The sequence below is a fragment of the Kribbella catacumbae DSM 19601 genome, from assembly GCF_000372465.1.
GTDB lineage: Bacteria > Actinomycetota > Actinomycetes > Propionibacteriales > Kribbellaceae > Kribbella > Kribbella catacumbae.
In genome coordinates, this window is the sequence record NZ_AQUZ01000017.1 from 102996 (window position 1) to 129441 (window position 26446).

The window sequence follows — 26446 nt, forward strand, 5'->3', positions numbered from 1 at the left end:
CTGCCACGCACGGATGGTGGGCAGCCCCGCAGGAGACTGCTGGTGGCTGCCCCACCACTGCCCTCCCGCAACACCCGCGATGAACCCAGTGATCCCTACATCGTCCGGCAGCGCCGGCAGGTCCACTGAGCCTTGCATGTCGCCGTACATACTGCGGCCACCGGCGCATCCGGCCACGGCGACGGCTGCAACGCAGCGGTCAGCTCCTCGAGCGCGTCGAGCACCCGGGTCGCGTCCTGCGGGTGCCACGGGTGTGGTGGGAGGTAGCCATCGATGTCCTCCATCAGCATCCCCACCCAGTCGCCGTCGTCGTAGACGTCGTACAGGAACGGGGTGTGCGGCAGCGAATGTGCCGCCAGCCCTTGCATGGCGGCGATCTCGTTGCGGAACAGGGTCGGCGTGTCCGGGTTCAGCGAGCTGCCAACGGCCTTGAGGAAGGCCCGGCGACCGGTACTGGTCACCAGACGAGCAGCGACGCCGGGGGAGAAGCCGCCCTGCTGGGTCGCAGCGGAGACCACAGACGATCCCAGTGCTCGGTCCACCCATCCTCGGACCTGTGCAGGAAGCTCCTCGTAGGGCATACGTACCCCAGTTGCGTGTGCCATGCCTACCGAGGGTAGGTGCGGAGCGTTGGTCGGGGCTTGGGAATTAAGGGAAGCCGAGGTCTGGGCCGGCGGGGGCGCCTTCTTGGGGGCTGTCCTGGATGCGTTCGCAGGTGCCGTTGAGGACGTCGCAGCGGATGGTGACCATGCGGTCGGTGCCGAGGCCCGCGGAGTTGAGGAGGTGGGTCGGGTCCTCCCAGATGGCCTCGTTGTCGACGCTGACGAGCATTGACGAGACGTTGAAGCGGGTCGGTTCGCCGCTGTCGACCAGGTAGCCGTGGATGCCGTCGATGTCCACGACCAGCACCTTGCCGTCCGGCGAGAGGGTGCCGGCCGTGCCGCCGCACTTCCCCTGGATGGTCTTCAGCTTGTTCGCGGTGTCCAGCGTGGCGACGCGCACGCACAGGCCGGGCGCGTTCCCGTTGTTGCCCGGCGCCTCCTGGTCGCTGAGCAGCATCCGGTCCGTACCCCGGTACGCCGTCAGCTGGTGCTTGTCAGTGTCGACCGTGATCGGCGTCGCGCCCGGCCGCCAGACCTTGGTCAGGTACTTGTCCCGATCCAGCAGGAACCACACGCCATGGCCGTTCCAGCCGACCACCTCCGAGTTGGCACCGGCCGGTGTCGCAGCCAATCGCTTGCCGGTGGCAACGGAAACGGTGACGACCTCAGCCTTGCCACGCGAAGCCGGCGCGACGTACGCCAACTGACTGCCATCCGGCGACAAGGACGCGCCGTCGTCGGTCACCGGTCCGAACGAGCGAAACTTCCCGTCAGTCGTCAGTACGCCGATCTCCGCCGTCACCTGGCTGCTGGCCTTGCCCGACTGCCGGTACACCGCCCAGCCGCACTCGACCCGGCCGATGCTGAAGACCTGTTGCCCAGCCTGGAGCGGCACCCGGACGCCGCGGTCCTCGAGGTAGCCGCCGTTCAGATCCACGTCCTTGGCCATCATGAACGGCACTTTCGGCGCCGCCCCGAACGGCAGCTTGTTCAGCTCGGCGTAGTTCGGGTCGGTGTACTCCCGCCTCTCGTACTGCAGCGCGTCGACGGCCGGCGCCGTCGGGCACAGCACCGAGGCCGGCGGCGGTGCTGACTTGTTCCGCGAGATCGCGATCGGAATCGCCACCGCGATCACCACCGCGGCCATCGCGAGCCCGACCGCCAGGACCGGTACCCAACGCCGCTCGGCGCTCGGCGCGGCCGGAAACAGCTCCGGCGGTACTGCGTTGTCCGGCACGGTCCGGGCGGCGGCGTCGAGAGCGTCCGACAACCGCTCTTCGAGACGCTTGGTCATCGGTCCTCCTTCAGCTTGTGGCCCAGACTCTTCAAGGCGCGGGACGTGGTCGACCGGACGGACACCTCGCTGATCCCGAGAGTCTGGGCGATGTCGGCATCGGACAGCTGCAGGTAGAACCGCATCACCAGTACTTCGCGCCGCCGGGCCGGCAACGTCGCGAGTGCCGCGAGCACCTCCCGGCGGTCCTCGCCGATCATTGCCGCGCTCTCCGCGGACCAAACGGCCGGCTCGGGCTGGCCCCGGTGCAGCAGCGCGAGCTTGCGGCGCCGGAGTACGGACCGGCTGGTGTTCAGTACTGCGGAGCGCAGGTAGGCCTCGACCCGGGTGCCGTCCTTGATCTTGTCCCAGCTCCGGTACATCGCGGCGAAGGCTTCCTGGACGGCGTCCTCGGCCGACGGGCGGTCGCCGAGCATCAGCAGGGAGAGCCGGACCATGCCGGCCCACTGCTCGCGGTACAGGCGAGTGATGGCGGCCTCACGGTCCGTGTCCGGCGCAGGCGGCGCCTCAGGACGGCTGCCCCCGCTCAGCATCATGTCGCTCACAGTAGAGAGACACCGGCTCAGCGCATTTGTTGCACGCTGAGCCGGTGAAGGGTCTGCTGCTGGATCAGCGCCAGGGCACGGCGAACAGTTCGCCTGGCTTCTCGGTCCGGAGCGCCTTGCACTCACCGGTGGTGACCCGGCAGCGGTACATCGTCTGGCCCGTGGCCTTGGTCGGGTCTTTGGCAGGGACTTCGCCGAGCACGATCGCATCGGTCGGGTTTTCGAAGACCGCCGGGTATCCGGCCCTGAACCCGGCGGGCAGCCGCAGCTTGGTGGTATTCCCACCAGCGACGTCGATGGCGACCCAGGCGTGAGTGAGCAGCATCGTCCCTCCGTCCGGGGAGAAACTGATGCGGGGCCCGGGCAAGGACGCGTCGTTGGAGCAGTACTCCCGCTTCACCTCGGGTCCGTTCGCAGCCAGGGTGGCTGCCTTGGCGCAGTAGCCGGCTTTGCCGTTGGAGGTCAGGTAGCCGATCGTGCCGGCGCCCCGAGCGACCGTGATCTCGTTGCCGAGGTCCGCCACCGTCCGTGCCTCCTGCGATCCGGGCTGCCAGACGAACGCCGGCTTGCGTTCCGGACCGGCTGGGGTCAGCCAGATGCCCTCCTTGTTCCAGCCCCAGGGCATCAGCATCGGCGTCGGGATCCGAACGCTGGACACTTCCTTGCCGTCCGCGACGTGACCGGGTTCAGCCGTGACTCAGAGTGATGAAGTGCCGGTCGAAAACCGGTGGGGCGGCATGGGATGATTGGTGGGTTGCGCGGACCCTGCCGCGCGCTTGGATCGACCACCCGAGACGAACTGGAATCTTCCGTGCCCGCTGGCCCCACGTCCGTTCCGCAGCCCGGTCGTACCGACCCGTCGCTGATCCGGAACTTCTGCATCATCGCCCACATCGACCACGGCAAGTCGACGCTGGCCGATCGGATGCTGCAGATCACCGGAGTGGTCGACGGCCGCGCGATGCGGGCCCAGTACCTGGACCGGATGGACATCGAGCGCGAGCGCGGCATCACGATCAAGTCGCAGGCGGTCCGGCTGCCGTTCGCGCCGAAGCCGGACACCCCGGGTGGACTGATCGCGCCCGACGGTACGACGTACATCCTGAACATGATCGACACCCCCGGCCACGTGGACTTCACCTACGAGGTGTCCCGGTCGCTGGAGGCGTGTGAGGGCGCGGTGCTGCTGGTCGACGCGGCGCAGGGGATCGAGGCGCAGACGCTGGCCAACCTCTACCTGGCGCTGAACGCGGACCTGCACATCATCCCGGTGCTGAACAAGATCGACCTGCCCGGCGCGATGCCGGAGAAGTACGCCGCCGAGCTGGCGCACATCATCGGCTGCAAGGAGTCCGACGTACTGCGCGTGTCGGCCAAGACCGGCGAGGGCGTCGAGGAGCTGCTGAGCGAGATCGTCGCCCAGGTCGAGCCGCCCAAGGGCGTCAAGGACGCTCCGCCGCGGGCGCTGATCTTCGACTCCGTCTACGACACGTACCGCGGCGTGGTCACCTACGTCCGGGTGGTCGATGGTGAATTGACCCACCGCGACAAGATCAAGATGATGTCGACCGGCGCGGTGCACGAGATGCTCGAGGTCGGTGTCATCTCGCCCGAGCCGATGAAGTCGCCGAGCATCGGCGTCGGCGAGGTCGGCTACCTGATCACCGGCGTGAAGGACGTCCGCCAGTCCCGAGTCGGTGACACCGTCACGTCATCGATCCGCGGTGCCACGGAAGCGCTCGGCGGCTACAAGCACCCCCAGCCGATGGTGTACTCCGGGCTGTTCCCGATCGACGGCGACGACTACCCGACGCTGCGCGACGCGCTGGAGCGGCTGCAGCTCAACGATGCCGCCCTGCAGTACGAGCCGGAGAGCTCGGGCGCGCTCGGCTTCGGCTTCCGCTGTGGCTTCCTCGGCCTGCTGCACATGGAGATCGTCCGCGAGCGGCTCGAGCGCGAGTTCGACCTGGACCTGATCTCGACCGCGCCGAACGTGGTCTACCGGGTCCAGATGGAGGACGGCAAGGAGCACGTCGTCACCAACCCGAGCGAGTTCCCCGAAGGCAAGATCGACGAGATCTACGAGCCGGTGGTGCGGGCGACGATCCTCAGCCCGAAGGACTTCATCGGCGTCATCATGGACCTGTGCCAGACCAAGCGGGGCAACCTGCAGGGGATGGAGTACCTGTCCGAGGACCGGGTCGAGCTGCGCTACACGCTGCCGCTGGCCGAGATCGTCTTCGACTTCTTCGACCAGCTGAAGTCGAAGACCAAGGGCTACGCGTCGCTGGACTACGAGCCGACCGGCGAGCAGGCCGCGGCGCTGGTCAAGGTCGACATCCTGCTGCAGGGCGAGACGGTCGACGCCTTCTCGGCGATCGTGCACCGCGACAACGCCTACGCGTACGGCGTCGCGCTGGCCGGCAAGCTGAAGGAGCTCATCCCGAGGCAGCAGTTCGAGGTACCGATCCAGGCCGCGATCGGGTCCCGGATCATCGCCCGGGAATCGATTCGGGCGATCCGCAAGGACGTGCTGGCCAAGTGCTACGGCGGTGACATCACCCGGAAGCGCAAACTGCTCGAGAAGCAGAAAGAGGGCAAGAAGCGGATGAAGATGGTGGGCCGGGTCGAGGTCCCCCAGGAAGCCTTCATCGCCGCCCTCAAGACCAGCGAGTCCCCGGGCGACAAGACGAAGAAGTAGTGCCGGTCGAGATCCCCGCGGAGTTCCTGAAGGTCGGGTCGCGGGGACCGGAGTGGGTCGCGTGGCTGGACCGGCTGCCGCGGCTCACGAGCGACCTGCTGGCCGAGTGGGACCTGCGGGTCGACGGCCAAGCGACGTACGGGAACTGTGCCCTGGTGGTTCCTGTACTCACAGCGGACAGCACGCCGGGAATGCTGAAGGTGCAGTTCCCGCACTGGGAGGCCGAAACCGAGCACCTCGCGCTGCGGATCTGGGACGGCAACGGCGCGATCCGGCTGCTCAGGGCGGATCCGCGACGGTTCGCGTTGCTGTTGGAGCGGGCGCAGCCGCGGGACCTGACCAGCGTCGAGGAGATTGAGGCGATCGAGATCGTCGCCGCCATGTACAAGCGGCTGCACGTGCCGGCCGGCCCGCAGTTCAGGGTGCTGTCCGGTGAAGCGAAGCGGTGGGCGAGCGAACTGTCCGAGCTCCCCGCCTCGTCGGCAGTGCCCCACCGGTACGTCGAGCAGGCGGCCGCGCTGGCGCGGGATTTCGCCTCTGACGCCGAGACCGACGGCAAGCTGATCCACACGGATCTGCACTACTTCAACGTGCTCGCGGCCGACCGCGAACCGTGGCTGGTGATCGATCCCAAGCCCCTGTCGGGCGATCCGCACTACGAGGTCGCGCCGCTGCTGTGGAACCGCTGGGACGAGATCGCGTCAGCGCGGGACCTGCGCTTCGCCCTGCGGCGGCGGTTCTACACGATCGTCGACGCGGCCGGCCTGGACGAGAACCGGGCCCGCGACTGGGTGATCGTCCGGCAGATGGTGAACGTCAAAGGCGCCATCCAGGACGCCGGCACCGACCAGGTCCTCCCACACGACTGGCTGACCCGCAACATCGCCATCACCAAGGCAATCCAAGACTAAATAGGTGGCTGTGCGGCCGGTGTGGGGGAGACGATGGCTGTCATGCGGCTGCTGACGGTGAATGTGGTGGAAGGGTTGATTCCGGGGCCCAAGGAGACTGGGCTGACGGCGATTGACAAGCGGCCGCAGGGTGGGCGGGTGGCTGTGGGGGTGCTGGGGCTCGAGCGGGATCGGGTTTGTGACACGAAGAACCACGGCGGGCCGGACCAGGCGGTCTACTGCTATGCGCAGGAGGATGCTGACTGGTGGGCGGGTGAGCTGGATCGCGATATCCCGCCGGGGTTGTTCGGCGAGAACCTGCGGACCGAGGGGCTTGATATCACCAACGCGCTGATCGGCGAGGTCTGGCGGTTGGGTGAGTCGGTCGAGGTGATGGTCCGCGCGCCGCGCATGCCGTGTGTCACCTTCCAGCACCGGATGCAGCTCAAGGGCTGGGTCAAGCGCTTCCAGCAGGCAGGTTGCCCGGGCGCCTACCTCAAGGTCCTGAAGACGGGCACGATCGGCGCCGGCGACCCCATCGAGATCCTCAGCCGCCCCGATCACGAGGTCACCATCGCCGACATGTTCGCTGCCCAGGACTCCGCCAAGATGCAGGGCATGCTCGACTCCGGTGTGGACCTGATGGACGAGCTCCGCGAGGCCGCCCAGCGCATCGCCGCGCGGGCATGAAGGGCCTGCTCCCCGCTCCCGGACCACTGAGACCGCTGGCCCTGGCGACGCTGCTCAGCCGCGTCGGCAACGGGCTGCTGATGACCGTCAGCGTGCTCAGGTCAGGTCGAGCCGCGGAATCGCGGACCCGGCGACCGCCGCGCGAGCGACCAGGACCGCCGGATTGTTGCTAATGGCATCCATGGTGCTCTTCGCCGGCGCCTCGGGTGGCGGTGTTGTCGTCGCCGTAGCGCTGCTGGCGGTCGGGGCCCTGGTCCAGGTGATCGGCGAACTGCTGCAGTCGTCCGGCTCGTTCCTGCTCGGCTTCGACCTCGCGGCAGACGAGGCGCAGGGGCAGTACCAGGGCGTCTGGAACACGAGTATGTCGATCAGCACGATGCTCGCCCCGATGGTGCTGGCGCTGTTGCCGCTGGGGCTTGGGGTGCCGGGCTGGATCATCCTCGGGGTGTGGTTCGCGGTGATCGGCGTTCTGTTCGTACCGGTCGTGCGATGGGCCGCCGCCCGCCGTACTGCGACGCTGGAGCGGGCGGCGGCGTACAGCCTCTAGTGCGTGGGCTCCAGGTAACCGAGGGCAGCGGAGATCTTGCGGGCCGCCTCGATCGCGGCCGGTGCCATCAGGGCGACCTGGGCGATCGACTGCTCCAGCGAGAGTGTCGAGATGCTGACCGCGGCGATCGCCGTACCGGTGTGGTCGTGGATGACGGCCGCGACGCAACGAATGCCCGGCTCGTTCTCCTCGTCGTCCAGCGCATAGCCGCGAGAGCGGACCTGAGTGAGATCGGCCTTCAGGGAGGCGGCCGTCGTGTGGGTCAGGGGAGTGCGGGCCGGCAGACCGGTACGGGTGACGAGGGCGTCGAGCGCTTCGTCGTCCTTCTCGGCGAGCAGCGCCTTGCCGATGCCCGTGCAGTGCAGCCAGAACGCCTTACCCACCCGCGAAGGCATCCTGTACGGCTTCGGCCCGTCAAGGCGGGCTACGTAGATCGCCTCGTCGCCGTTGAGCAGGCCGACGTGCACCGTGCAGCGGGTCTGCGAGACGAGATCGGCCAGCACCGGCCGGGCCACCGTCGCCAGGTCGACGTTCGTGAGCGCGTGACCGGCCAGCCGCAGCGCCTTCGGGCCCGGATGGTACGAGCCGTCCTCCGCCTGCGCCACGAACTCGTGCTCGACCAGCGACGCCATGATCCGGTGCACGGTCGATTTGGCCAGGCCGGTGGCCGTCACCACGTCGGTGAACCGGGAGTGCTCGAGGACCGCGTCGAGCACCATCAGCGTCTTGTCGATGGCCGAGGGCGAACTCATATCGCTCATCCTGTCACCTCTTACCTGGCTAGCCAGCCACCGTCGACCGCGAGAATGTGTCCGTTGACGTAGTCGGAGGCCGCCGAGGCCAGGAAGACCGCGGCTCCGACCAGGTCCTCGGGCCGGCCCCAGCGCCCGGCTGGGATGCGGTCGCGGATGGCCGACGCCCGTTCCGCGTCGGCCCTGAGATCGGTCGTGTTGTCGGTACTGATATACCCCGGCGCGATCGCATTCACCTGTACTCCGGCCGGGCCCCACTCATTGGCGAGAGCCTTCGTGAGGCCGGCGACCGCGTGCTTGCTCGCGGTGTAGGCGGGCACGGTGATGCCGCCCTGGAAGCTCAGCAGTGAGGCGATCGTGATGATCTTGCCGCCGCCACGCTGGACCATCGCGGCACCGACCGGCCGGGTGACCGCCCAGGTGGAGTTCAGGTTCACGTCGATGACGTGCTGCCAGTCGGCGGCCGCGGTACTGGCCGCCGGAGCTCGCCGGATGGTCCCGGCGTTGTTGACCAGGATGTCGATCGGGCGACCCGCTGCGGCGGCGACCGCCTCGGTGGCGGCCGCCTCGACCGCTGCCGGGTCCGCGAAATCGGCCGTGATGACGCGAGCCTGCCCGCCGCCGTTCTGCTTGATCGCTTCCAGCGTGTCTTCGAGCGCCGCGTCGCGGGCCATCAGGATCAGCTCGGCGCCGGCCGCGGCCAGCCCGGCGGCGATCGCCGCACCGATCCCGCGCCGTGCTCCGGTGACCAGCGCCGTCTTCCCTGCCAGCGACAAGCTCGACGGCGGAGCCGGCTCCGGGGCCTGCGTCATCGAAGGTCCGCCACGTTGACGCCGTCCATGTCGGTGAAAGCCTGGTTCTCGCCGGCCATCGCCCAGACGAAGCTGTACGACGAGGTGCCGACGCCCGAGTGGATCGACCAGCTCGGCGAGATCACGGCCTGGCGATCGGCGACCAGCAGGTGCCGGGTCTCCTCGGGCTCACCCAGCAGGTGGACGATCCGCTCGGACTCCGGCAGGCCGAAGTACAGGTAGCACTCGGTACGCCGGTCGTGGGTGTGTGCGGGCATCGTGTTCCAGGTGCTGCCCGGGTGCAGGGTGGTCACGCCGAGCACGATCTGGCAGCTCTTGACGCCGTCGGCGTGGATGTACTGGTCGATCGTGCGGCGGTTCGCGGTCTGCTGGTCGCCGAGCTCGAGCCGGTTGCCTTCGCCGGGCTGCACGAGCGTGGTCGGGAAGTCGGTGTGGGCCGCGGCGGAGAACAGGTAGAACGCGGCGTCGGTGCCTTCGAAGACGATCTCGCGCGCGCCGCGGCCGGCGTACAGGCAGGCGCCGGTGGTGAGCTCGAACTTGGTGCCGTCGACCGTCACGGTGCCCGTGCCGCCGACATTGATGATGCCGGCCTCGCGGCGCTCCAGGAAGAACTCGCTGCGCAGCTCCGGCCAGGTGCCCAGGGTGAGCGGGCCGCTGACCGGACAGGCGCCGGCCAGCACGATCCGGTCGTGGTGGGTCAGCACCGCGGTGATCGTGTCGGCGGTGAACAGGTCATCGACCAGGTACGTCCGGCGCAGCGCGGCGGTGTCGAACCCGGGCACCTGGTCGGGGTGGGTGGCGTGCTTGACCTGGAGGGCTTTCTGCGACGAATTCACAGAACTAGGTTCTATCTCGCGGAACAGTCTGTCAAACCACGTCCGTGTCGTGGGCTGAAGGTCCCCGATTGGTCTCGGTGTTTGTTCCGCCTCTTGACACTTGGTTCTGACAGATGGAACCTTCCATCACATCCCGCCCCGAGGAGGACCTCTGATGACCGCGCTCGACTGGACGGTGCTGGCCGGCTATTTCGTGCTGATGGTGGCGATCGGGCTGTGGTCGCGCACCAAGATCAAGACGGTGGTGGACTACTTCACCACCGGCGGCCGGATCCCCTGGTGGCTGTCCGGCATCTCGCATCACATGTCCGGCTACAGCGCGGTCATGTTCGTCGCGTTCGCGGCGGTCGCCTACAACTACGGCATCACCGTGTACGTGTGGTGGGCCGTGTCGATCGGTGTCGGTGTCGGCATCGGCGCGTTCATCTTCGCCGCCCGCTGGAACCGGCTGCGGGCGAAACACGGGGTCGTCTCGCCGCTGGAGTATCTGGCCCGCCGCTACAACCTGCCGACCCAGCAAGTGCTCGCGTACTCCGGTGCCGCGCTCAAGGTGGTCGACATCGCGGCGAAGTGGGTCGCGATCGCCGTACTGCTGAACGGCTTCACCGGCGTACCGATGCGCTGGGGCATCCTGCTCACAGGCGTGGTGACGATGCTGTACGCGACGCTCGGTGGACTGTGGGCCGACGTGCTCACCGACTTCGGCCAGTTCATCATCCAGGCCGCGGCTGGGATCGCGATGTTCGTCGGCGTCCTGACCCATCTGGACGGCATCCCGACGCTGTGGAAGATGTGGGACCAACTGCCCGAGGGGCACGGTGACGCGCTGACCGGGCCGTACACACCGATCTTCCTGATCGCGTTCCTGTTCATCAAAACCTTCGAGTACAACGGCGGCATGTGGAACCTGGCGCAGCGCTACATGGCCGCGCCGTCGGGTTCCGCGGCGAAGAAGTCGGCACTGCTGTCCTCGGTGCTGTGGCTGGTCTGGCCGCTGGTGCTGTTCATCCCGATGTGCGCCGCGCCGCTGCTCGTGCCGAACCTCGGCAAGGCCGAGCAGTCGTACGTCGAACTGGCGCAACTGCTGCTGCCGAGCGGGCTGATCGGCTTGGTGCTGGCCGGGTTCTTCTCGCACACGATGGCGATGGTCGCCTCGGACGCGAACGTGATCTCCTCGGTGATCACCCGCGACATCGGCCCGGTACTGGTGCCCAAGCTGCGCCGGCTGTCGGATGTGGCCACCCTGAAGTTCGCCCGGATCACCACCTTCACGTTCGTCACGCTGAGCATGCTGATCGCGATCATCACCAACGGTCAGGGTGTGGTGCTGAAGATCGTCGTGGACCTGGTGGCCGCGACGATGGGGCCGATCTCGATCCCGCTGATGCTCGGGCTGCTGCCCTGGTTCCGGCGCTCGGGATCGCGGGCGGCGATCGCTTCCTGGGCGTCCGGGCTGATCGTCTGGTCGATCGTCAAGTGGGGTATCGGTTCGACCGACACGACGATGGTCGTGGCGTTGCCACTGGCAACCTCCCTGATCGTGTACGTCGGCCTCGGGCTGCTCCTGCCGGAACGCCGTCCGGAGGTCGACGTGCTGCTCGAATCGCTGAACCATGACCCCGACGAGACCGGCGAGGTGCTCGCCAGGCGAGCGGCCGCGGTCAGCTGACCAGCATTCCGGAACAATGTTCCACAAGGCAGAACTCAAACCCTCCTGAGGAGCCTCATGCCGAACATCACCGTCGAACTGCTTCCGGGGCTCGCACGGGCGTCAGTTGCCGGCCGGATGGTGGATGGTCGGTCAGGTGGGCGGAAGCCTTCTAATAGGCTGTTCTCATGCGAGTAGGAGTGTTCGGGGCAACAGGTCAGGTCGGCGGCGTGATGCGGCAGTTGCTGGTGGAGCGAGAGTTTCCGGTCGACGAGATCCGGTACTTCGCTTCCGCCCGCTCGGCCGGCAGTCAGCTTCTGTTCGGCGCCGAGAAGATCACCGTCGAGGACTCGGCGACCGCCGACTTCAAGGGCCTTGACCTGGCCCTGTTCTCCAACGGGAAGACGGCCTCCAAGGAGTTCGCCCCGAAGGTCGCCGCCGCGGGAGCCGTCGTCGTCGACAACTCGTCCGGCTGGCGAATGGATCCCGACGTCCCGCTGGTGGTCGCCGAGGTCAACCCGGGCGACCTCGACCATCTCCCTAAGGGCATCGTCGCCAACCCGAACTGCACCACGATGGCCGCGATGCCCGTCCTCGCGCCGCTGCACCGGGAAGCTCGCCTCACCCGCTTGATCGTCTCGACCTATCAAGCGGTCTCCGGCTCGGGCGGCGTCGGCGTACGGGAGTTGGAGGAGCAAACTCAGTCTCTGGCTTCTGACTCCGGCCGTCTTGCGCACAGCACCGAGGGGATCGTTCTCCCGCAGCCGCAGGTGTACGCCCGGCCGATCGCGTTCAACGTGCTCCCGCTGGCCGGAGCGATTGTTGCCGATGGCACCGGTGAGACCGACGAAGAGCAGAAGCTGCGCAACGAGAGCCGCAAGATCCTGCACATCCCGGATCTTCTGGTGGCCGGCACCTGCGTGCGCGTGCCCGTCTTCACCGGTCACTCGCTCAGCATCCACGCCGAGTTCGCCGACCCGATCACGCCCGAGCGCGCCACCGAGCTGCTGGCCACGGCTCCCGGCGTCGAGCTGACCGAGCTGCCGACGCCGTTGCATGCCGTCGGCAACGACCCGTCGTACGTCGGCCGGATCCGCCAGGACCAGTCGGTGCCGGACAATCGCGGCCTGGTCCTGTTCGTCTCCAACGACAACCTGCGCAAGGGGGCCGCCCTCAACGCAGTACAGATCGCGGAACTTCTCCAGCAGCGCTGACGGAGGCCCTCAGGTCAGCAGCCGTAACGGTCCTTGGTGTAGTAGCCGTTGACGGCCGTGAGGGTGTGGTCGTAGCAGCCATCGGTGCCAGTCGATCGGTAGCGGACGGTTTGAGTTCCGGTGGCGTGGCGCTGGTCGCGAGGGACGTTGTAGATCCACGAGGCGCGACCGTCATACGTGTCGGCCGTACGCCGGTCCGCGAGGGTCACCGGGCCGAGCCGGCTGGTGGTGTGGCTGCGGTCGGCCAGGTCGAGATCGGTGATCACGTCGTACGCGTCGGGGATCGTTGCGTGCGGCAAGAAGCTGATGTAGCCGTTCTTGCTGTAGGTCAGGTCGGTCCGGTCGACCCGGAGCCCGCTGGTCACGGTGGAGAGGTCACGCCAGGACGCTTCGAGAGAGTCGCGGGACTCGCCGGCTTCCCAGACATGCACGCTGCTGTTGGTGAGTGATCGCTCGACCGTGGTGGGGATGCGGCCGGCCGACGTGTCGACGTACCCGCTGATCTTGAGTGACCGGGAGGCCTTCATTTGCACGGATCCCGCCGTGCCGCTGGAGCCCGTGACGTCATCCGACTTGGTCAGCGGCGACACGGAGTACGAGGTCAGCTTGCCGCTCGTCTGCTTCAGGATCGGGTCGGTCCAGACGTGCAGGTTGGGCACGGTGAACCACCCGCTCTGCCCGGCTGGTACGCCGACCACGTGGACGCGGAACTCGTGCGGCTTGCCGTCGTTGACCAGGCCGGCGAACGGCGTCAGGTCGTAGGTCAAGGGTTTGATGTCGAAGGCGCGCGGCGCGGGCGACGGGCGCCAGGCGTACGGGTTCGACCAGCCGCCCGAGTAGATGTGCGGATACGGCAACGCGATCCCGGCGAGCTTCCCGTCGATCTGTACTTCGACCTCCCGGTACGGCGACCCGTCCGGGCACGAGTAGCCCGTCGAGGCCGGCGCCGAGGTGTCCCAGAACTCTTCACACCCGCCGCCGGAGCCCGTCACGTAGACCTCACCGAGTAGGCGGGAGGTGTTGCGCGGCAACGTCGCAGTACCGACGAGGTCGGAGTCTTCGCGTCGCTGGTCCTGCAAGGGGAGGACGGCGGCCGCAGTACGGGCCGCTGGGGCGCCGAGGCCGGTTGGGTAGAAGTCGAGCGTGACGACGATGTCAAAGATGCCGGTGTAGGTCTCGTTGACGACGTTGCCGAGCTCCATCACCACGGGCTGGGGAGTGCGGAGCAGAGGGCTGTAGGAGGTGAGGTCCTTCTCGACCTGCCAGCTGATTCCGTCCGCGCTCGGCTCGGGGGTCGACGTACGGAACACGCCGACGCTGCCGATCGTGATGTGGCCGAGGCGGTCGTACTGGACGCCCTTGACCGAGCCTTGCAGCCGCAGGACGACCTTCGACCAGGGGCCGCGGCAGGCGGCCGGCGGGGTGTAGGTGGAGGTGTACGGGTCGAAGTTCTTGAACCCGTTCCGGACGATCTCCACCGAGCAGTGCCTGGTGTGGGGGACCGCGACCGGCGGCGCCGGCGTCCGGGGATCGGAGTAGTCGGAACCGAACTCCGCCGGCGGCGGGACCGCCGTGGCCGGGGTCAGGACGCCGAGGAAAAGGACGGACAGTGAGAGCATTGCCACAGACCGTGCGCGCATGTTGCGGAAACGTAATCGAGATGGTGCCCATGGGCAAGCGAGGACCATGGCCACCGCTGGCTCAGACCATTACTGTTCGGTTACTTGACCCCTCGTGGAGGCCAGACATGAAGCCCGTTGCCGACGGTCCCCAGCTTGCGTTGCTCAGCAACCGCAAGGAACACCTTGCACAGATGTTCCTCGACCGCGTCGTCTCGACGCCCGATCGCGAGGCCTTCAGGGCGCCAGCCGCCGACGGCTGGCGATCCGTGACCTGGCAGGAGACCGAAGACCTTGTACGGCGTCGCGCCGCGGGCCTGGTCGCGCTGGGCCTCCAGCCGGAGGAGCGGGTCGGCCTCGCCGCCAGCACCCGGCTCGAATGGGTCCAGTGCTATCTGGCCGGCATCCTCGCCGCGGCCGCGACCACCACGATCTACCCGACAACGATGGCCACGGACGTCGCGTACATCGTCGCGGACGCCGAAGTACAGGTCATTTTCGCCGAGGACGCCAGCCAGGTCGACAAGCTGCGCGACCACAAGGCGGAGACCCCTTCCCTGCACAAGGTGATCCTGATCGACGGCGAGCCTGACGAGCGCGACGGCGATTGGGTCATGACGCTGGCCGCACTCGACGAGCTCGGCGCCAAGCAGCTCGAGGACAATCCGGAAACGGTCAACGAGCGGATCGCGCAGGTCGAGCCCGAGCATCTCTGCACCCTCGTCTACACCTCCGGCACGACCGGCCGTCCCAAGGGCGTCCGGCTGCCGCACTCGGTCTGGACCTACGAAGGGGCCGCTGTCGAAGGCATCCGGGTGCTCAGCCCGGACGACCTGCAGCTGCTGTGGCTGCCGCTGTCGCACGTGTTCGGGCAGGTGCTGCTGGCCGTGCAGTTCCAGATCGGCTTCGCGACCGCGATCGACGGCCGCGTCGACAAGATCGTCGAGAACGCCGCCGTCGTCCAGCCGACCTTCATGGCCGCCGCGCCCCGCGTCTTCGAGAAGGCGCACGGCCGGATCGTGACGATGATGGAGGCCGAGGGCGGGGTCAAGGCCAAGCTGTTCCACTGGGCGTTCGGAGTCGGCGCCAAGGTGTCGTCGCTCCGCCAGCAGGGCAAGGAGCCGGGCGGCGTACTGGCTGCGCAGTACTCGCTGGCCGACAAGCTCGTACTGTCGAAGATCCGGGCCCGCTTCGGTGGACGGATCCGCTTCTTCGTGTCGGGCTCGGCCGCGCTGGACAAGCACCTGGCCGAGTGGTTCCACGCCGCCGGGTTGCTGATCCTCGAGGGCTACGGGCTCTCCGAGACGGCCGCCGGGTCGACGCTGAACCGGCCCGACCACTACCGGCTCGGCAGCGTCGGGCCGATCTTCCCGGCGTCGGAGTTCAAGATCGCCGAGGACGGCGAGATCCTGATCAAGGGCCCCGGCGTGATGAGCGGGTACCACAACCTGCCGGACCAGACCGCCGACGTGATCGACGCCGACGGCTGGTTCCACACCGGCGACATCGGTCACTTCGAGGACGAGTTCCTCTTCATCACGGATCGCAAGAAGGACCTCTTCAAGACCTCCGGCGGCAAGTACGTCGCGCCGCAGGTGATCGAGGGCCGCTTCAAGATGATCTGCCCGTACGCCAGCCAGTTCCTTGTCCACGGCAACCAGCGCAACTTCGTCAGCGCGCTCGTGACCCTGGACCCGGAGGCGATCCAGGGCTGGGCCGACCAGAACGGCTTGGGCGGCAAGTCGTACGCCGAGATCGTCACGTCGGAGGCCGCCGAGAAACTGGTCCAGGGGTATGTGGACGAACTCAACTCCGGCCTCAACCGCTGGGAAACCATCAAGAAGTTCACCATCCTGGACCGCGACCTGACGGTCGAGGGCGGGGAGATGACACCTAGCCTGAAGCTGAAGCGCAAGTACGTCGAAACGACCTACGGGGATCTTCTCGACAAGATGTACGACTGATCTCGCTGAGGTTCTCCCCACGCCGGCTCCGCCGTCCGCTCCTGCGTCGCGTTCGCTAGCTCCCACCCGCCCCGGGTGCGCGGGCTCCTTCGTCGCCCGCTTGGTGAAGGCGTTGGGGCGCGGGCCGGCGCGGCGGGGTTGATGTGGTTTGCGTTGTCTCGGTGGGGCGGCCCGGTGTGGTGTGGCCAGCTTCGTGTGCTGCGGCTGGTTGTTGCCCACCCCTTCCCCGCGGCCCATCTGCCGAGGCCGGCGGGCGGGGGTGGGTGCGGGTCAAGGGTCGGAGATCCTGGAGGGACGCCGTAGGCGCCCTTGATGCGTGCCGTTCCGGGCAGTCCCTTTCATGGTTGCTAGCGGGCGATGCGGGAACCCACAGGCAGACGGGTGGCCCGGGCAACCGGGCGAGGCGGGGTAGCCGGCCGTTCCGGTGGGGCGTGTACCAACGGGGTGTCGAGCGTTGACGGCGAGTTCTGCTCTCTTCGACCCGGCACCCCTGTCGGCATGTGCGCGTCAAGCCAAGGGACGCGCCCAGAACACAGCGAAGCGGAGTGGCGGGCAGGCGTCCCGCCCTGTGGTGGCGGCGCGCTTTCGGGCCCTGGTGGGGCCCGTCTTGAAGACGTAGAGAAAGTTGTCAGGTATCTGCAGATCGCTGACCATCTAGGTCGCAGCCGGTTCTCGACGACGCAGGATGTCTAAGAGCCTGTTGGGAGATGGGTCTGGGGTTCGCGTTGTGTCCCGACCGACAGGAAGTAGTGCCAGTTCTGCGGCCGGCCGCGGCCTGCGTGAGCGTGGCGCGCGGCCGAACGGTCGACTACTTCCTGTCGCTCGGTACACAATCGGCCGCTGCCGAGCCAATTCGCAAAGGCTCCTAAATGGGCAGCACGGCAAAGAACTCCGGCGCGGCCATTGCCGCGAAGCCAGCTTGAAGGCGCCCTGGGCAGGATCGAGCTAGGGGCGTGGGCAAGGGCAGCGGCCCCGGAACGCCTGTCTTCAGGGCAGCGGGACGAGCGACGCAGGAGCGAGGTAGCTGGGGGTGGGCGAATCGCGCATCACTCGTTCTCGCGGGCCGATCCCGGGCCGTTGCGGGCCTGCGACCAGGTCAGGCGCTGTGGGTTCCAGGTTGCGGTGTTCGAGTTCTTGTCGAGTGCGGGGTCGATGAAGGTTGCGACGAGTTCTGCTGCGGTCTTGGCAGTGAAGGGTTCGGCTACTGGTACGCCTTTGGCGGTCTGGGAGTAGGTCCGGGTCCAGTCGGCGGGGATGTCGAAGTGCCCGAACGGATCGATGTCGCTGAGGTTCTGTTTGGCGGCGATCGCGGTCCGTAGCTCGTGCAGGTCCACTGTCTGGGTGTGCGCCAGCACGACGAGCCGGGCTGGTTGTCGCCGAGGCCGGTGGGCGTGGAGCGGATGAGCCGGAACGTGAGATGGTCACCGAGGTCGACGTCAACCAGCTCGGTCAGTGCTCTCTCAGCCTCGGCGAGATTGGTCGCGTGCTGCGCTGCGAGGTCCATGTCCTTGGTGGCGCGCGAACGGGGCACGCGGGCGAGCATGCTCATCCCGCCCTTGAGTAGCCACTCGGACTGCTCGCCGTGGGCGAAGACGCGCGAGAGGAATCGGTCGAAGCGAGCCTGCCGGATCTTGGCGTCGACGCTGGCGGCGCTGACTCCGGGGCCTGCGTGCTGCGCGGCCTTCTTCGCGGCGTCCTTGATCGCCAGCTCCAGGGATCGCCAGCTGGCGTAGCCCTCGTGCTCAGTTACGGTCCCCCTTCCGGGCTGACGCCAGCCAGCTCGAACAGGTCGTTTGCCAGGGAGATGCCGTCGCTCCGGCGCTGCGCTGCGATGGGGTCGAGGTAAGACGCGAGCCGGCCGGGTGCCACGAGCTTGTCGGCGCGCACCGCGTCCCGTACGGCGCCGGCGACCAAAGACAGGTCGGTCCCGAGCTCGACCAGGTCCGCGATCGTTCGCTCGACCGTCAGGGTGGGGAGTCCATCGACGGGGATCACCTCGTCACGGGTCAGTCGCCGGATGCGCAGGCGCACGCCGGCAAGACGGGTTCCTTTGCGGGCAGGCACCATGAAGTCGAAGCCGTCGAGGAAGTAGTCACCGACATCGTGAATGATCGCCGCCGTGATGCCAGCCGCCACAATCGATGCGACGCTGGCCCCGGTGCGGGGTGCGATCGCTCCACCAAGGGCCAGCCAGGTTGCGTAGATCGCCTCGTGATCCTGTGGTGGCGCTCCGGCCATGCGGTACACGCCCTGTGCCACACGCTCGAGCGCACCGGCCGACGCCATCCGGGAGAGCTGCTTGCGGGAGACGCCGGCGTCCTCGGCCTGGGCGGTAGTGACCAGGCCCCACCGGCGTTCCGCGATGGAGCCGAGCCGTACCAGCGTTGAATCCGCCATAGCAACTATTGTACCCAGTTTCGGGGACAAATGTTGTCTCCCCTTGTCTGCAGCCTGGAACGGCGGGACTCCTGACGAGAGCTAACCGGTGTGAGAGATCTGTACGAGCTGGGCCAGTCGGTGTGGGAGAGATGTTAGGAACCGGTACTCCGGGAGCGGCGGCGCCTAGCGTCGGGATATGAGCATCTCGATGGATGATCCCGTCCCGTTATTCGTGCCTACCCGGACCGCCGGGAGCGTCGATGCGGTGGCATTGCAGATCGGCAGGCGCCCAGATGGTGCCCGGGTGGGCATCGCGTTCAGCAGTCTCGAATTGTTGCGCGAGGCAACTGGGCCGCGACAGGACTGGCTGCGGATGCACGAGGACGACCTCCGCGAGCTACTGGCACAGGTCGGCGTCGAGGTGATCCAGCTCGATCCAGTACTGGTCGGCCCCGATGTCAGCGCACCCGCTCCGCAGTTGGTGGGTTCCCATGGCCATTGAGCACTACCGGCACCCGCCAAAGCGGCGTACGAACAATCTGGACCCCGAGCTGGTGGCGATCATCCGCATCCTGGTGGTGACCGGCGCTCTCGCAGTACTACTGGGCGTCCTGAACCACCTGGTCTAGCTAGGGGAGAAGGTTGCCGGCGTAGAGGCCGATTGCCATTCCGCTGCAGAGGAGTAGTGCGCTGAGGATGAGCTTGTAGCGGAAGGCGGACGCCAGGCCTGCGATGGCGAGCATCAGGGCCAGTACCCACAACCCGATCGCCATGGGTCTCCTTGTCGGGGTCGGGGTGGTCAGCCGACGTGGATGCCGGGCCGCAAGGCGGGGTCATCCTCGTGCTGGCGGATGATTTCGCGGACGACCGGAGCGGTGTCGCCGTGGCCGAGGATGAGGTAGCGGAGCAGGTGGGTTAGGGGGTTGCCCTCGGACCATTCGAAGTGGCAGTGCGGTCGTACGCCGGTGGTGTCGCGCAGTGTCAGCAGGATCGCGGCGATCGCGTTCGGGGCCGCGGGGCTGTCGGCTCGGAGGATCCGGTGGCCGTCGACGTCGACACCTTCGACACGGAGTACGTCGCTGAACGTGGAGGGGTCGACGACGTTGATCTCCAGGAACATCACGTCGGCGTGCCCGGGGACCGGGTCCATCGCGCGGACCTCGGCCTCCTTGGCGGTGTACTCGGCGGCATCGCCGGCCTGCCGCCGGTTGGCAATCAGGTTGAGGGCTCCGTCGTTGCGGATCGAGTCGGTGATGAACTGACGTGCGATGTCGTCGAACTCGATCCGGTCGGCCCGCAGCTCGGTGGTGCGCGCCACCCGGGAGATCAGCGAGACGACGACGATGCCGGCGATGAACAGGCCGGAGATGGCGATGCCGTCGGGCTTCTCGCGGATGTTCTCGGCCAGGGCGTACAGCAGCACGAGGGTGAGTACGGTGAAGGCGATCGTCTGACGCCGCTGCCGCCGGTGCCCTGCCGAGACGGTGACGGCGACAGCACCGGAGACCATCATGACCAGGATCCCGGTCGCGTAGGCACCTGCCTGCGCGTCGACGTCAGCACCGAACGCGATGGTGATCACCACGCTGATGGCCGTGTAGACGAGCACGACCGGCCGTACCGCGCGACCCCATTCCGGTGCCATCCCGTACGTCGGGAGGTAGCGCGGCACGATGTTGATCAGCCCTGCCATCGCCGACGCGCCTGCGAACCAGAGGATCAGGATGCTGCTGATGTCGTACGCCGTACCGAAGATCTCGCCGAGGTGCTCGTGAGCCAGATAGGCCATGGCGCGCCCGTTCGCCGCTCCGCCTGGCTTGAACTCGTCGGCCGGGATCAGCACGGTGGTGATGAAACTGGTGGCCAGCAAGTAGACGCTCATGATCAGCGCGGCCACGGTGAGAAGCTTCTTGGTGTTGCGGATCCGGTCGGCCAGCCGCGCCTTCGCGTCCTGACCGTCGGCGGCGACCAGGGGCATCATGCTGACGCCGGTCTCGAACCCGGACAGCCCGAGAACGAGCAGGGGGAACGCGATGATCGCTGGCCCGATGACCCCGCTGAAGCCGTCCCGGCCTTCGGTCAGCGCGTCGACCCAGGCGGAGAACGCACCGGCGCCGGTGGCCACGTCGTACAGGCCTACCACCACGACGGCAGCGTTGAGTACCAGGAAGATCCCCACCAGCGGGATGGCGACACCGACCGCCTCGCTGAACCCGAGCAGGAACACCCCACCGAGGATCAGCAGCAGGACGACGGTGACCGCGACTTCCTGGCCGTGCAGGAAGTCCGGGGTGTAAGGGTTCTCGACCAGGTGGACCGTCGCATCAGCCGACGACAGCGTGATGGTGATGATCCACGAGGTCGCCACGAACCCGAGCAGGACCAGCACGAACAGCTTCCCGCGCCAGAACGGCAGCAAGTTCTCGAGCATGGCGATCGAGCCTTGGCCGTGCGGGCTTTCCTTGGCCACCCGCCGATACATCGGCAACATGCCCAGCAGGGTGAGCGCGACGATGAGGAGGGTCGCGAGCGGTGACAGCGCTCCGGCGGCGAGTGCCGCGATGCCCGGGAGATAAGACAGCGTGGAGAAGTAGTCGACCCCGGTCAGGCACATGACCTTCCACCACGCTTGTGGCGGCGCGTGGCCTTCGCCGGTCTCCGGACCAACCGGCTGGACGCGGTGCTGTAACAGCCAGCCCGCAAGCCCTCGAGCACCAGCCGATTTATCGCCCGGTCCTCTGACTGTCGCCGGTACTACGTACTCGTCTGACGTTGTCACGCGAGACAGGATGCATGACCTTCGGGTCGAATCCGAATCGGTGTTAGAAGCGTGTGAGAAGGCCTCGATCCCGTACCGATTGCCGCTAAGGTACGCCGGTGCAGCCAGGATTGTCGCCCTGGACCACGATCGTCGAGGACCCGGCTGTTGGCCTTACCCTCCTCGGGGTCGCCGAAGACGATCTCCCGCAGGTAGGTCCGCCCGTTGTCGACCTGTTTGCGGTTGCACTCCACGACCGGGCGGACGATCGCCATCACCGCGTCGAGTACGTCGGGGATGCTCTCGGCCGCCGACCTGCCTTCTGCGAGCGCTTCGGCGTACGTGGAATTCTGCACCAGCAGGAGGAGCTCGCCCTTGGTCTTGGCGTAGAGGAACAGCGTGGCACGATGCTTGGTATGCGGGTGTTCTCGGGGCCGGTTGGTGAGCCGGCGGTGGAGTTGGCTGTCGCGACCGCGATGGTGCGACGTGCGTCTGCGGGGGAGTTGGTGGAGGCGCTACGGATCTATCGGCCGGCCGAGCCGGTGCTGGTCTTCGGGCGCCGGGACACGCGGCACCCTGGCTTCGAGGCCGCAGTACGGGTCGGTCGTGACGCCGGGTTCGTGCCACTTGTGCGCGCGGTTGGTGGGCGGCCTGTCGCCTATACGTCGGAAGCGCTGGTGATCGACCACGTACGGCCTGACCTGCGAGCGACCGAGGACCAGCAGAGCCGCTTCAAGGCTTTCGGTCAGCTGTACGCCGATACGCTCCGGGCGATCGACATCGATGCACGGGTCGGCGAAATCCCCGGCGAGTACTGCCCGGGCCCAGAGAGCATCAACGCTCGTGGCGCCGTCAAGCTGGTCGGTACGGGCCAGCGAGTCGTACGGAACGCCTGGCTCTTCAGCTCCCTGACCGTCATCGGCGACGCCGACCTGATCCGATCCCTCCTGACCGAGGTCTACGCCAACCTGGAGCTCCCCTTCGACCCGGCCACCGTCGGCTCCCTGTCAACCGAACGCCCCGACCTGACGGCGACCGCCGTCGAACACCACTTCCACGCGACCTTCGCCGCCGGAATCGCCCCATCGCTCCTTGACCACCCAACCCTGGAGCTGGCCGCCTCGTCCGCGGCCGACCATCGAATCTAGTCGCTGCCCGGATGCGGGCCTTGGTTGGCCGGCGTTACTTCTCGGCCGGGCCGGGTTCCCTCTTGATGGACTTCTGATAGATGTCCGCGTAGGTGGGCGAGTCCTTGACCAGGTCGTCGCAGAACGCGGCAACATCGGTGCCGATGAGTTCCAGAACTCCCTTACCGGCCGCGGCGCCCTCCTCGAAAAAGTCGACGATCCCTGTGAGCAGGGACCCGTCAACCAGGTCGAGCGGTCCAACCTTGAAGAGGTACCTCTGGATCTCCTTGTAGACGATCTGGTAGTCCGGCGGGAGCGCCTTGACTCGCGCCAGGTGCGCCCGCCACTGCTTCTTGCCCTCGATGATGTCCTGGATGCCCACGTCAGCCTCCTAGCTTGGCGAGTTTCCTTGCGACGTTCCTGTTCAACTGCTCGCGCCACCGGTCGCGATAGGTGCGAGCCTCCCTGCCGCCGGCCAGCGCCGCGCTGAAGCCCTCGATGTCGTCACCGACTACGTGATAGATGCTTTGCCCGTCGGCCGCTGTCTCTTCGAGCAGCCCCAGGGCGCCGTCGAGGATCGGCATCAGGTTTCGGCCGGTGAGGTCCGAGTAGGGTGAGAGATGACTCTTGATCTCGTCCCACGCCGCCCGGTAGTCGTTCGGCAATGCCTCGGCCCGGGCTTCGAACGCCTTCCATTCCCTGGTGAGATCGCTGCCGGTGATGGTCTCCCAGAAGTTCATCTCCCGCCCTCCTTGAGCTTGTCGATCCGTGCTGTCACGTACTCCCATTTCGCCCAGAACGTCGCGAGTTCTTTGCGCCCCGCGTCGTTGAGTGCGTAGAACTTGCGCGGCGGGCCCTGCCCGGACGGCCGTTTCGTGACCTGGACGAGCCTGTTCTTCTCCAGTCGCAGCAGGATGGTGTAAACCGTGCCCTCGATGACCTCGGTGAAGCCGAGTTCGTTCAGCCGGCGTGTGATGGCGTACCCGTAGGTCTCGTCGCTGCCGATGATTTCCAGCACGCAGCCCTCGAGCGTGCCCTTCAGCATCTCCGTCAGGTCGTCCATCGTGGGTCCTCTTCGATCCTCCTGGTACTCGGTGGTACCGAGTACCACTATACCGTACCACCGAGTAGTGGGTGGTCGCCCGCGACCCCGGAGATGATCGACCTGGACGCGACCTCGGCAGGCGCCCGTCCAGAAGACCTGATGCACGATGCGATCGCTGTCGCCTAGTTGACCTGCGAGGCGTGGGCCGCCTACTGTCCGGCCAGCTTGGCCACGACCGGCGCGAGTGTGTCGGCAAAGTCGGCGCCGATGACGAAGTAGGAGAAGCCGATCTCCTCGCGCCGTCGTTGGATTTCTTCGGCGGCTGCCGCGGGGTCACTCGGAAGTATGACGAGCGAGTCGGCCGCGCGAAGCGCCGCGGTGTCGAGGTTGGGCGGTGCCATGAACGGAGCGACACCGTCACCGACAGCGGCGACGTGCTGGCCGAGTTCGATGTCCCGGCCCTCAGGAAAGTCGCGTACCCGGTTCGTGGTTTCGACCCGATCATCTTCCGGTGAGAGTACGAACGTGACTGCGTCAGCGACTTCGAGCGCCAGCGCCTGCGATTTCGGTCCGCTCACCGCCATGACAACCGGCGTGTGCAGATCGGGGCCATCAAACGTACGCAGGGCGGCCACGGTCTCGCGCATCCTGGCACGACGCTCAGCCGGGGAGACGACAGGCAGCCCCAGCTCGACTTCGATCCCGGGACGGCCGGCGCCGATGCCCATTTCGAAGCGGCCTTCCGTGAGTACTGAGAGTGAGTGGGCCTCCCATGCTGTACTCCATGGTTCGCGCAGCGCGGCGGCATAGACCCACGAGCCGATCCGCAGGTCAGCGAGCGCGGCCGCGGTTGCCAGCGTGGGGCCAATTGCTGGTTGCCAGGTAGGAACGTCGGGCATCAGCAACGTTGAGTAGCCGCTGGCGGCGATGCGGCGCACGCGGTCTCGCCACGTCGGCAGGTCAGAACCGATCGGCGCAACGACCCCGAATCGGAATGGTCTGGTTACGCGCCTGGCCTGGTCGTTCATCGTGGTTCTCCTTGAGCCTGGGACCTTGTTCGGTCCGGTTGCCCTATCCACGAACCCGCTACCCGGAATCCGACAACCCCGCCCAAGAACGTCGACACTTCGATCGGAGATGAACCGCCGTGGTCGGCGATCAGCAGCGGCGTTACCGGAGTACTGAACAAGGGACTAGCGCCGCCGTCCAGTCCGCCCAATCAGTCCGCCCTGGCCTGCCTGACCGAGGGAACGGCGCGGCAGTGGTGTGACCACCAGTGGGACTACGGTAGCTACAACGACCCGCAGGTCTACTTCCTGGATTCCTCGAGGTCCGCGTGGCCCGTAGTGGCTTCGGTGACCGAGTGGCCGGAACCTGACCGCCTGAGCCTCGAGCACCGGTAATCGGCACCCTGTCCTTGCCCTCGGCATCGGTACCGCGAAGTGGTATCTCCATGGTTGTTGGAACTCACCACTACAGTCGCCCGGGTACGGTGAGGTTGATCGGGGCAGCGAAGGGGCGTGGGTGTGACGGCGGACGTAGAAGGCTTCGATCGGCTGATCGAACCGTTTCGTTCGGAGTTGCTGGCGTACTGCTATCGGATGCTTGGCACGGTTCACGATGCTGAGGACCTGGTTCAGGACACGTACCTGAGGGCGTGGCGCGCGCGGGCGCAGTACGACGAATCCCGTAGCTCCGTACGGACGTGGCTCTACCGGATCGCGACGAACGTCTGCCTGACCGCGTTGAAGGGTCATGGGCGTCGGCCCTTGCCGTCGGGGTTGGTGGCCGAGTCGGAGCCGCTCGCGCCGCTCGTCCTGGGGGACAACGTGCCCTGGCTGCAGCCGCTGCCGGACTCGTTGCTGACCGGCGGCGATCCCGTCGGGACCGTGATCGACCGCAGCAGTCTGCGTCTGGCGTTTGCCGCAGCCCTGCAACACCTGTCGGCGCGTCAGCGCGGCGCGCTGATCCTGCGTGACGTGCTCAGCTTCTCCGCGGCCGAGGCGGCGGAGATCCTCGGCACCACTGCCGTGTCGGTGAACAGTTCCCTGCAGCGGGCGCGTACCCGGCTGAAGGAGGTCGGGATCCAGCACGATGGTGTCAGCGAGCCGCTCGAGGCCGAGCAGCGAGCCTGGGTAGAGCGCTTCATGAAAGCCTTCCTGAACGCCGACATCGAGGGGCTCAAGCGACTGCTCACCGAGGACGTGCTCCTGGAAATGCCGCCGATGCTCAACTGGTTCACCGGCCGCGACAACTACGGCCTGTTCATGGAATGGGTCTTGACGAAGGCCGGAACAGACTGGCAACTGAAGCCCGTAGCCGCCAACGGCCAGCCCGCTTTCGCGGCGTACCGGCGCGTTGGCGGGGGATACGAGCTGCACACGCTCCAGATCCTCACGGTCACCACCGACGGCATCAGCCGGAACTCGGTGTTCCAGGATCCCGAGGTCTTCGCATCCTTCGGCCTGGCGGCCAGACTCGACGCCTAGGGACTTGCCAGCATCTTTTTTCACGGGCGCGATGAGTTTCGGGCCTGCCGACGGTATGTACTCCCGAGCCCACCGGAACACCCCGGCGGGCCGATCGCAAGGGAGAATCCGATGTCATACAGTCGTCCGGCAGACGAGGCCGCCATCCAGGCCGTTCTGGCTGACTCCTACAAAGCGTGGGAAGCCGGCGACGCCGCCGGCATGGTCGCCAACTACGCCGAGGATGCGACCGCCATCATGACCGGCTCGCTCGGCGACAGCCGCGATGTAATTCGCGAGAGCATGGCGATGGCTTTCGAGGGGCCGCTCAAGGGCAGCTCCACCTACAACAAGCAACTGAGCCTCCGCTTCGTCGGCAGGGACGCCGCGATCGTCATCAGCGAATCCGGCATCCTGTTCCCTGGCCAGACCGAGGTCCCGGAGAGCGGCAAGGTGAACGCGACCTGGGTTTTCGAGAAGCGGGATGCTCAGTGGCTGATCGTTGCCTATCACAACAGCCCGGTGCTGGCGCCTGTGTAGTGAGCCTTCGCCGTA

At 67.1% G+C, this 26446-nt stretch carries 28 protein-coding genes and 1 pseudogene; 12 read left to right on the forward strand and 17 right to left on the reverse strand.

Annotated elements, in window-relative coordinates; genetic code table 11:
* Positions 1 to 95 precede the first annotated feature (95 nt).
* The 4 genes from A3ES_RS47620 to A3ES_RS0119230 all read right to left on the reverse strand — a co-directional run bounded on the left by A3ES_RS47620 (position 96) and on the right by A3ES_RS0119230 (position 3099).
* Positions 96 to 542 carry a protein kinase family protein gene (locus A3ES_RS47620; RefSeq protein ID WP_157630607.1) on the reverse strand — a complete coding sequence of 149 codons (447 nt, stop codon included), beginning with the start codon at positions 540 to 542 and terminating at the stop codon, positions 96 to 98.
* Positions 543 to 648: 106 nt separating this feature from the next.
* Entirely contained in the window at positions 649 to 1896 is a 1248-nt protein-coding gene (locus A3ES_RS0119220) for a hypothetical protein (RefSeq protein WP_020388469.1), read from the reverse strand.
* The gene (locus A3ES_RS0119225) at positions 1893 to 2432 is read right to left on the reverse strand and encodes a SigE family RNA polymerase sigma factor (RefSeq protein WP_237744998.1); all 540 of its coding nucleotides are present in this window, start codon (positions 2430 to 2432) and stop codon (positions 1893 to 1895) included. Before A3ES_RS0119225 ends, A3ES_RS0119220 begins: the two co-directional genes overlap by 4 nt.
* A gap of 73 nt (positions 2433 to 2505) precedes the next feature.
* Positions 2506 to 3099, reverse strand: coding sequence for a hypothetical protein (locus tag A3ES_RS0119230; RefSeq protein ID WP_157630608.1), 594 nt, complete (start codon positions 3097 to 3099; stop codon positions 2506 to 2508).
* A 153-nt stretch (positions 3100 to 3252) separates the two neighbouring features.
* Here A3ES_RS0119230 and lepA point away from each other — a divergent pair, with 153 nt between their 5' ends.
* The 4 genes from lepA to A3ES_RS0119255 all read left to right on the forward strand — a co-directional run bounded on the left by lepA (position 3253) and on the right by A3ES_RS0119255 (position 7269).
* Entirely contained in the window at positions 3253 to 5142 is a 1890-nt protein-coding gene (gene lepA, locus A3ES_RS0119235) for a translation elongation factor 4 (protein ID WP_020388472.1), read from the forward strand.
* Positions 5142 to 6053 (forward strand): aminoglycoside phosphotransferase family protein, encoded by a 912-nt coding sequence (locus A3ES_RS0119240; RefSeq protein WP_020388473.1) that lies wholly within the window; start codon positions 5142 to 5144, stop codon positions 6051 to 6053. Before lepA ends, A3ES_RS0119240 begins: the two co-directional genes overlap by 1 nt.
* A gap of 42 nt (positions 6054 to 6095) precedes the next feature.
* The gene (locus A3ES_RS0119245; protein ID WP_020388474.1) at positions 6096 to 6722 is read left to right on the forward strand and encodes an MOSC domain-containing protein; all 627 of its coding nucleotides are present in this window, start codon (positions 6096 to 6098) and stop codon (positions 6720 to 6722) included.
* Between the two features lie 172 nt (positions 6723 to 6894).
* Positions 6895 to 7269: a hypothetical protein gene (locus A3ES_RS0119255; protein ID WP_157630609.1), complete on the forward strand. Its 375-nt coding sequence runs from the start codon at positions 6895 to 6897 to the stop codon at positions 7267 to 7269.
* Here A3ES_RS0119255 and A3ES_RS0119260 read toward each other — a convergent pair.
* The 3 genes from A3ES_RS0119260 to kduI are packed head-to-tail and all read right to left on the reverse strand — an operon-like array spanning position 7266 to position 9669.
* Positions 7266 to 8021 (reverse strand): IclR family transcriptional regulator, encoded by a 756-nt coding sequence (locus A3ES_RS0119260; protein ID WP_020388476.1) that lies wholly within the window; start codon positions 8019 to 8021, stop codon positions 7266 to 7268. The two genes, A3ES_RS0119255 and A3ES_RS0119260, sit on opposite strands and share 4 nt — an antisense overlap.
* 20 nt (positions 8022 to 8041) lie before the next feature.
* On the reverse strand, positions 8042 to 8833 hold the full coding sequence (locus A3ES_RS0119265) for an SDR family oxidoreductase (RefSeq protein WP_020388477.1): 792 nt from the start codon (positions 8831 to 8833) through the stop codon (positions 8042 to 8044).
* Entirely contained in the window at positions 8830 to 9669 is an 840-nt protein-coding gene (gene kduI / locus A3ES_RS0119270; protein ID WP_020388478.1) for a 5-dehydro-4-deoxy-D-glucuronate isomerase, read from the reverse strand. Before kduI ends, A3ES_RS0119265 begins: the two co-directional genes overlap by 4 nt.
* 154 nt (positions 9670 to 9823) lie before the next feature.
* Here kduI and A3ES_RS0119275 point away from each other — a divergent pair, with 154 nt between their 5' ends.
* The gene (locus A3ES_RS0119275) at positions 9824 to 11338 is read left to right on the forward strand and encodes a sodium:solute symporter family protein (protein WP_020388479.1); all 1515 of its coding nucleotides are present in this window, start codon (positions 9824 to 9826) and stop codon (positions 11336 to 11338) included.
* Between the two features lie 167 nt (positions 11339 to 11505).
* Positions 11506 to 12531: an aspartate-semialdehyde dehydrogenase gene (locus tag A3ES_RS0119280; protein ID WP_026163012.1), complete on the forward strand. Its 1026-nt coding sequence runs from the start codon at positions 11506 to 11508 to the stop codon at positions 12529 to 12531.
* Between the two features lie 14 nt (positions 12532 to 12545).
* Here A3ES_RS0119280 and A3ES_RS0119285 read toward each other — a convergent pair whose 3' ends face one another.
* Positions 12546 to 14171, reverse strand: coding sequence for a peptide-N4-asparagine amidase (locus A3ES_RS0119285; protein WP_026163013.1), 1626 nt, complete (start codon positions 14169 to 14171; stop codon positions 12546 to 12548).
* Positions 14172 to 14278: 107 nt separating this feature from the next.
* Here A3ES_RS0119285 and A3ES_RS0119290 point away from each other — a divergent pair, with 107 nt between their 5' ends.
* On the forward strand, positions 14279 to 16114 hold the full coding sequence (locus A3ES_RS0119290) for an AMP-dependent synthetase/ligase (protein ID WP_020388482.1): 1836 nt from the start codon (positions 14279 to 14281) through the stop codon (positions 16112 to 16114).
* 1046 nt (positions 16115 to 17160) lie between these two features.
* On the opposite strand, the gene A3ES_RS56110 is transcribed toward A3ES_RS0119290, so the two are convergent.
* The 3 genes and pseudogenes from A3ES_RS56110 to A3ES_RS0119305 all read right to left on the reverse strand — a co-directional run bounded on the left by A3ES_RS56110 (position 17161) and on the right by A3ES_RS0119305 (position 18511).
* The gene (locus tag A3ES_RS56110; protein ID WP_020388483.1) at positions 17161 to 17469 is read right to left on the reverse strand and encodes a hypothetical protein; all 309 of its coding nucleotides are present in this window, start codon (positions 17467 to 17469) and stop codon (positions 17161 to 17163) included.
* An 86-nt stretch (positions 17470 to 17555) separates the two neighbouring features.
* A pseudogene (locus A3ES_RS56115) lies at positions 17556 to 17663 on the reverse strand (nucleotidyl transferase AbiEii/AbiGii toxin family protein); the annotation flags it as partial.
* A 197-nt stretch (positions 17664 to 17860) separates the two neighbouring features.
* Positions 17861 to 18511, reverse strand: coding sequence for a type IV toxin-antitoxin system AbiEi family antitoxin domain-containing protein (locus tag A3ES_RS0119305; protein ID WP_020388485.1), 651 nt, complete (start codon positions 18509 to 18511; stop codon positions 17861 to 17863).
* Between the two features lie 178 nt (positions 18512 to 18689).
* On the opposite strand from A3ES_RS0119305, the gene A3ES_RS47630 reads away from it, so the two are divergent.
* Both A3ES_RS47630 and A3ES_RS55065 read left to right on the forward strand, forming a co-directional pair.
* Positions 18690 to 18995: an SAV_915 family protein gene (locus tag A3ES_RS47630; RefSeq protein ID WP_020388486.1), complete on the forward strand. Its 306-nt coding sequence runs from the start codon at positions 18690 to 18692 to the stop codon at positions 18993 to 18995.
* Complete coding sequence (locus tag A3ES_RS55065; protein WP_020388487.1) at positions 18985 to 19122, forward strand: hypothetical protein; 138 nt, start codon at positions 18985 to 18987, stop codon at positions 19120 to 19122. The genes A3ES_RS47630 and A3ES_RS55065 overlap by 11 nt, the downstream gene beginning before the upstream one ends.
* Here A3ES_RS55065 and A3ES_RS54110 read toward each other — a convergent pair whose 3' ends face one another.
* Positions 19123 to 19266: a hypothetical protein gene (locus A3ES_RS54110; protein WP_020388488.1), complete on the reverse strand. Its 144-nt coding sequence runs from the start codon at positions 19264 to 19266 to the stop codon at positions 19123 to 19125.
* Positions 19267 to 19292: 26 nt separating this feature from the next.
* Positions 19293 to 21272, reverse strand: coding sequence for an APC family permease (locus A3ES_RS0119325; RefSeq protein WP_026163014.1), 1980 nt, complete (start codon positions 21270 to 21272; stop codon positions 19293 to 19295).
* Between the two features lie 98 nt (positions 21273 to 21370).
* On the opposite strand from A3ES_RS0119325, the gene A3ES_RS47635 reads away from it, so the two are divergent.
* Positions 21371 to 22399 (forward strand): lipoate--protein ligase family protein, encoded by a 1029-nt coding sequence (locus tag A3ES_RS47635; RefSeq protein ID WP_020388490.1) that lies wholly within the window; start codon positions 21371 to 21373, stop codon positions 22397 to 22399.
* A 34-nt stretch (positions 22400 to 22433) separates the two neighbouring features.
* Here the strand turns inward: A3ES_RS47635 and A3ES_RS0119335 are convergent, their stop codons facing one another.
* From A3ES_RS0119335 to A3ES_RS0119350, 4 genes are all read right to left on the reverse strand, one after another.
* Positions 22434 to 22760, reverse strand: coding sequence for a DUF1048 domain-containing protein (locus A3ES_RS0119335; protein WP_020388491.1), 327 nt, complete (start codon positions 22758 to 22760; stop codon positions 22434 to 22436).
* Position 22761: 1 nt separating this feature from the next.
* Entirely contained in the window at positions 22762 to 23118 is a 357-nt protein-coding gene (locus A3ES_RS0119340; protein ID WP_020388492.1) for a DUF1048 domain-containing protein, read from the reverse strand.
* Positions 23115 to 23441 carry a PadR family transcriptional regulator gene (locus A3ES_RS0119345; RefSeq protein ID WP_020388493.1) on the reverse strand — a complete coding sequence of 109 codons (327 nt, stop codon included), beginning with the start codon at positions 23439 to 23441 and terminating at the stop codon, positions 23115 to 23117. Before A3ES_RS0119345 ends, A3ES_RS0119340 begins: the two co-directional genes overlap by 4 nt.
* Before the next feature lie 191 nt (positions 23442 to 23632).
* Positions 23633 to 24451 (reverse strand): LLM class flavin-dependent oxidoreductase, encoded by an 819-nt coding sequence (locus A3ES_RS0119350; protein WP_020388494.1) that lies wholly within the window; start codon positions 24449 to 24451, stop codon positions 23633 to 23635.
* 498 nt (positions 24452 to 24949) lie between these two features.
* On the opposite strand from A3ES_RS0119350, the gene A3ES_RS0119355 reads away from it, so the two are divergent.
* Together A3ES_RS0119355 and A3ES_RS0119360 are read left to right on the forward strand one after the other, a co-directional pair.
* On the forward strand, positions 24950 to 25912 hold the full coding sequence (locus A3ES_RS0119355) for a sigma-70 family RNA polymerase sigma factor (protein ID WP_157630610.1): 963 nt from the start codon (positions 24950 to 24952) through the stop codon (positions 25910 to 25912).
* A 111-nt stretch (positions 25913 to 26023) separates the two neighbouring features.
* The gene (locus tag A3ES_RS0119360) at positions 26024 to 26431 is read left to right on the forward strand and encodes an SgcJ/EcaC family oxidoreductase (RefSeq protein ID WP_020388496.1); all 408 of its coding nucleotides are present in this window, start codon (positions 26024 to 26026) and stop codon (positions 26429 to 26431) included.
* Positions 26432 to 26446: the final 15 nt, after the last annotated feature.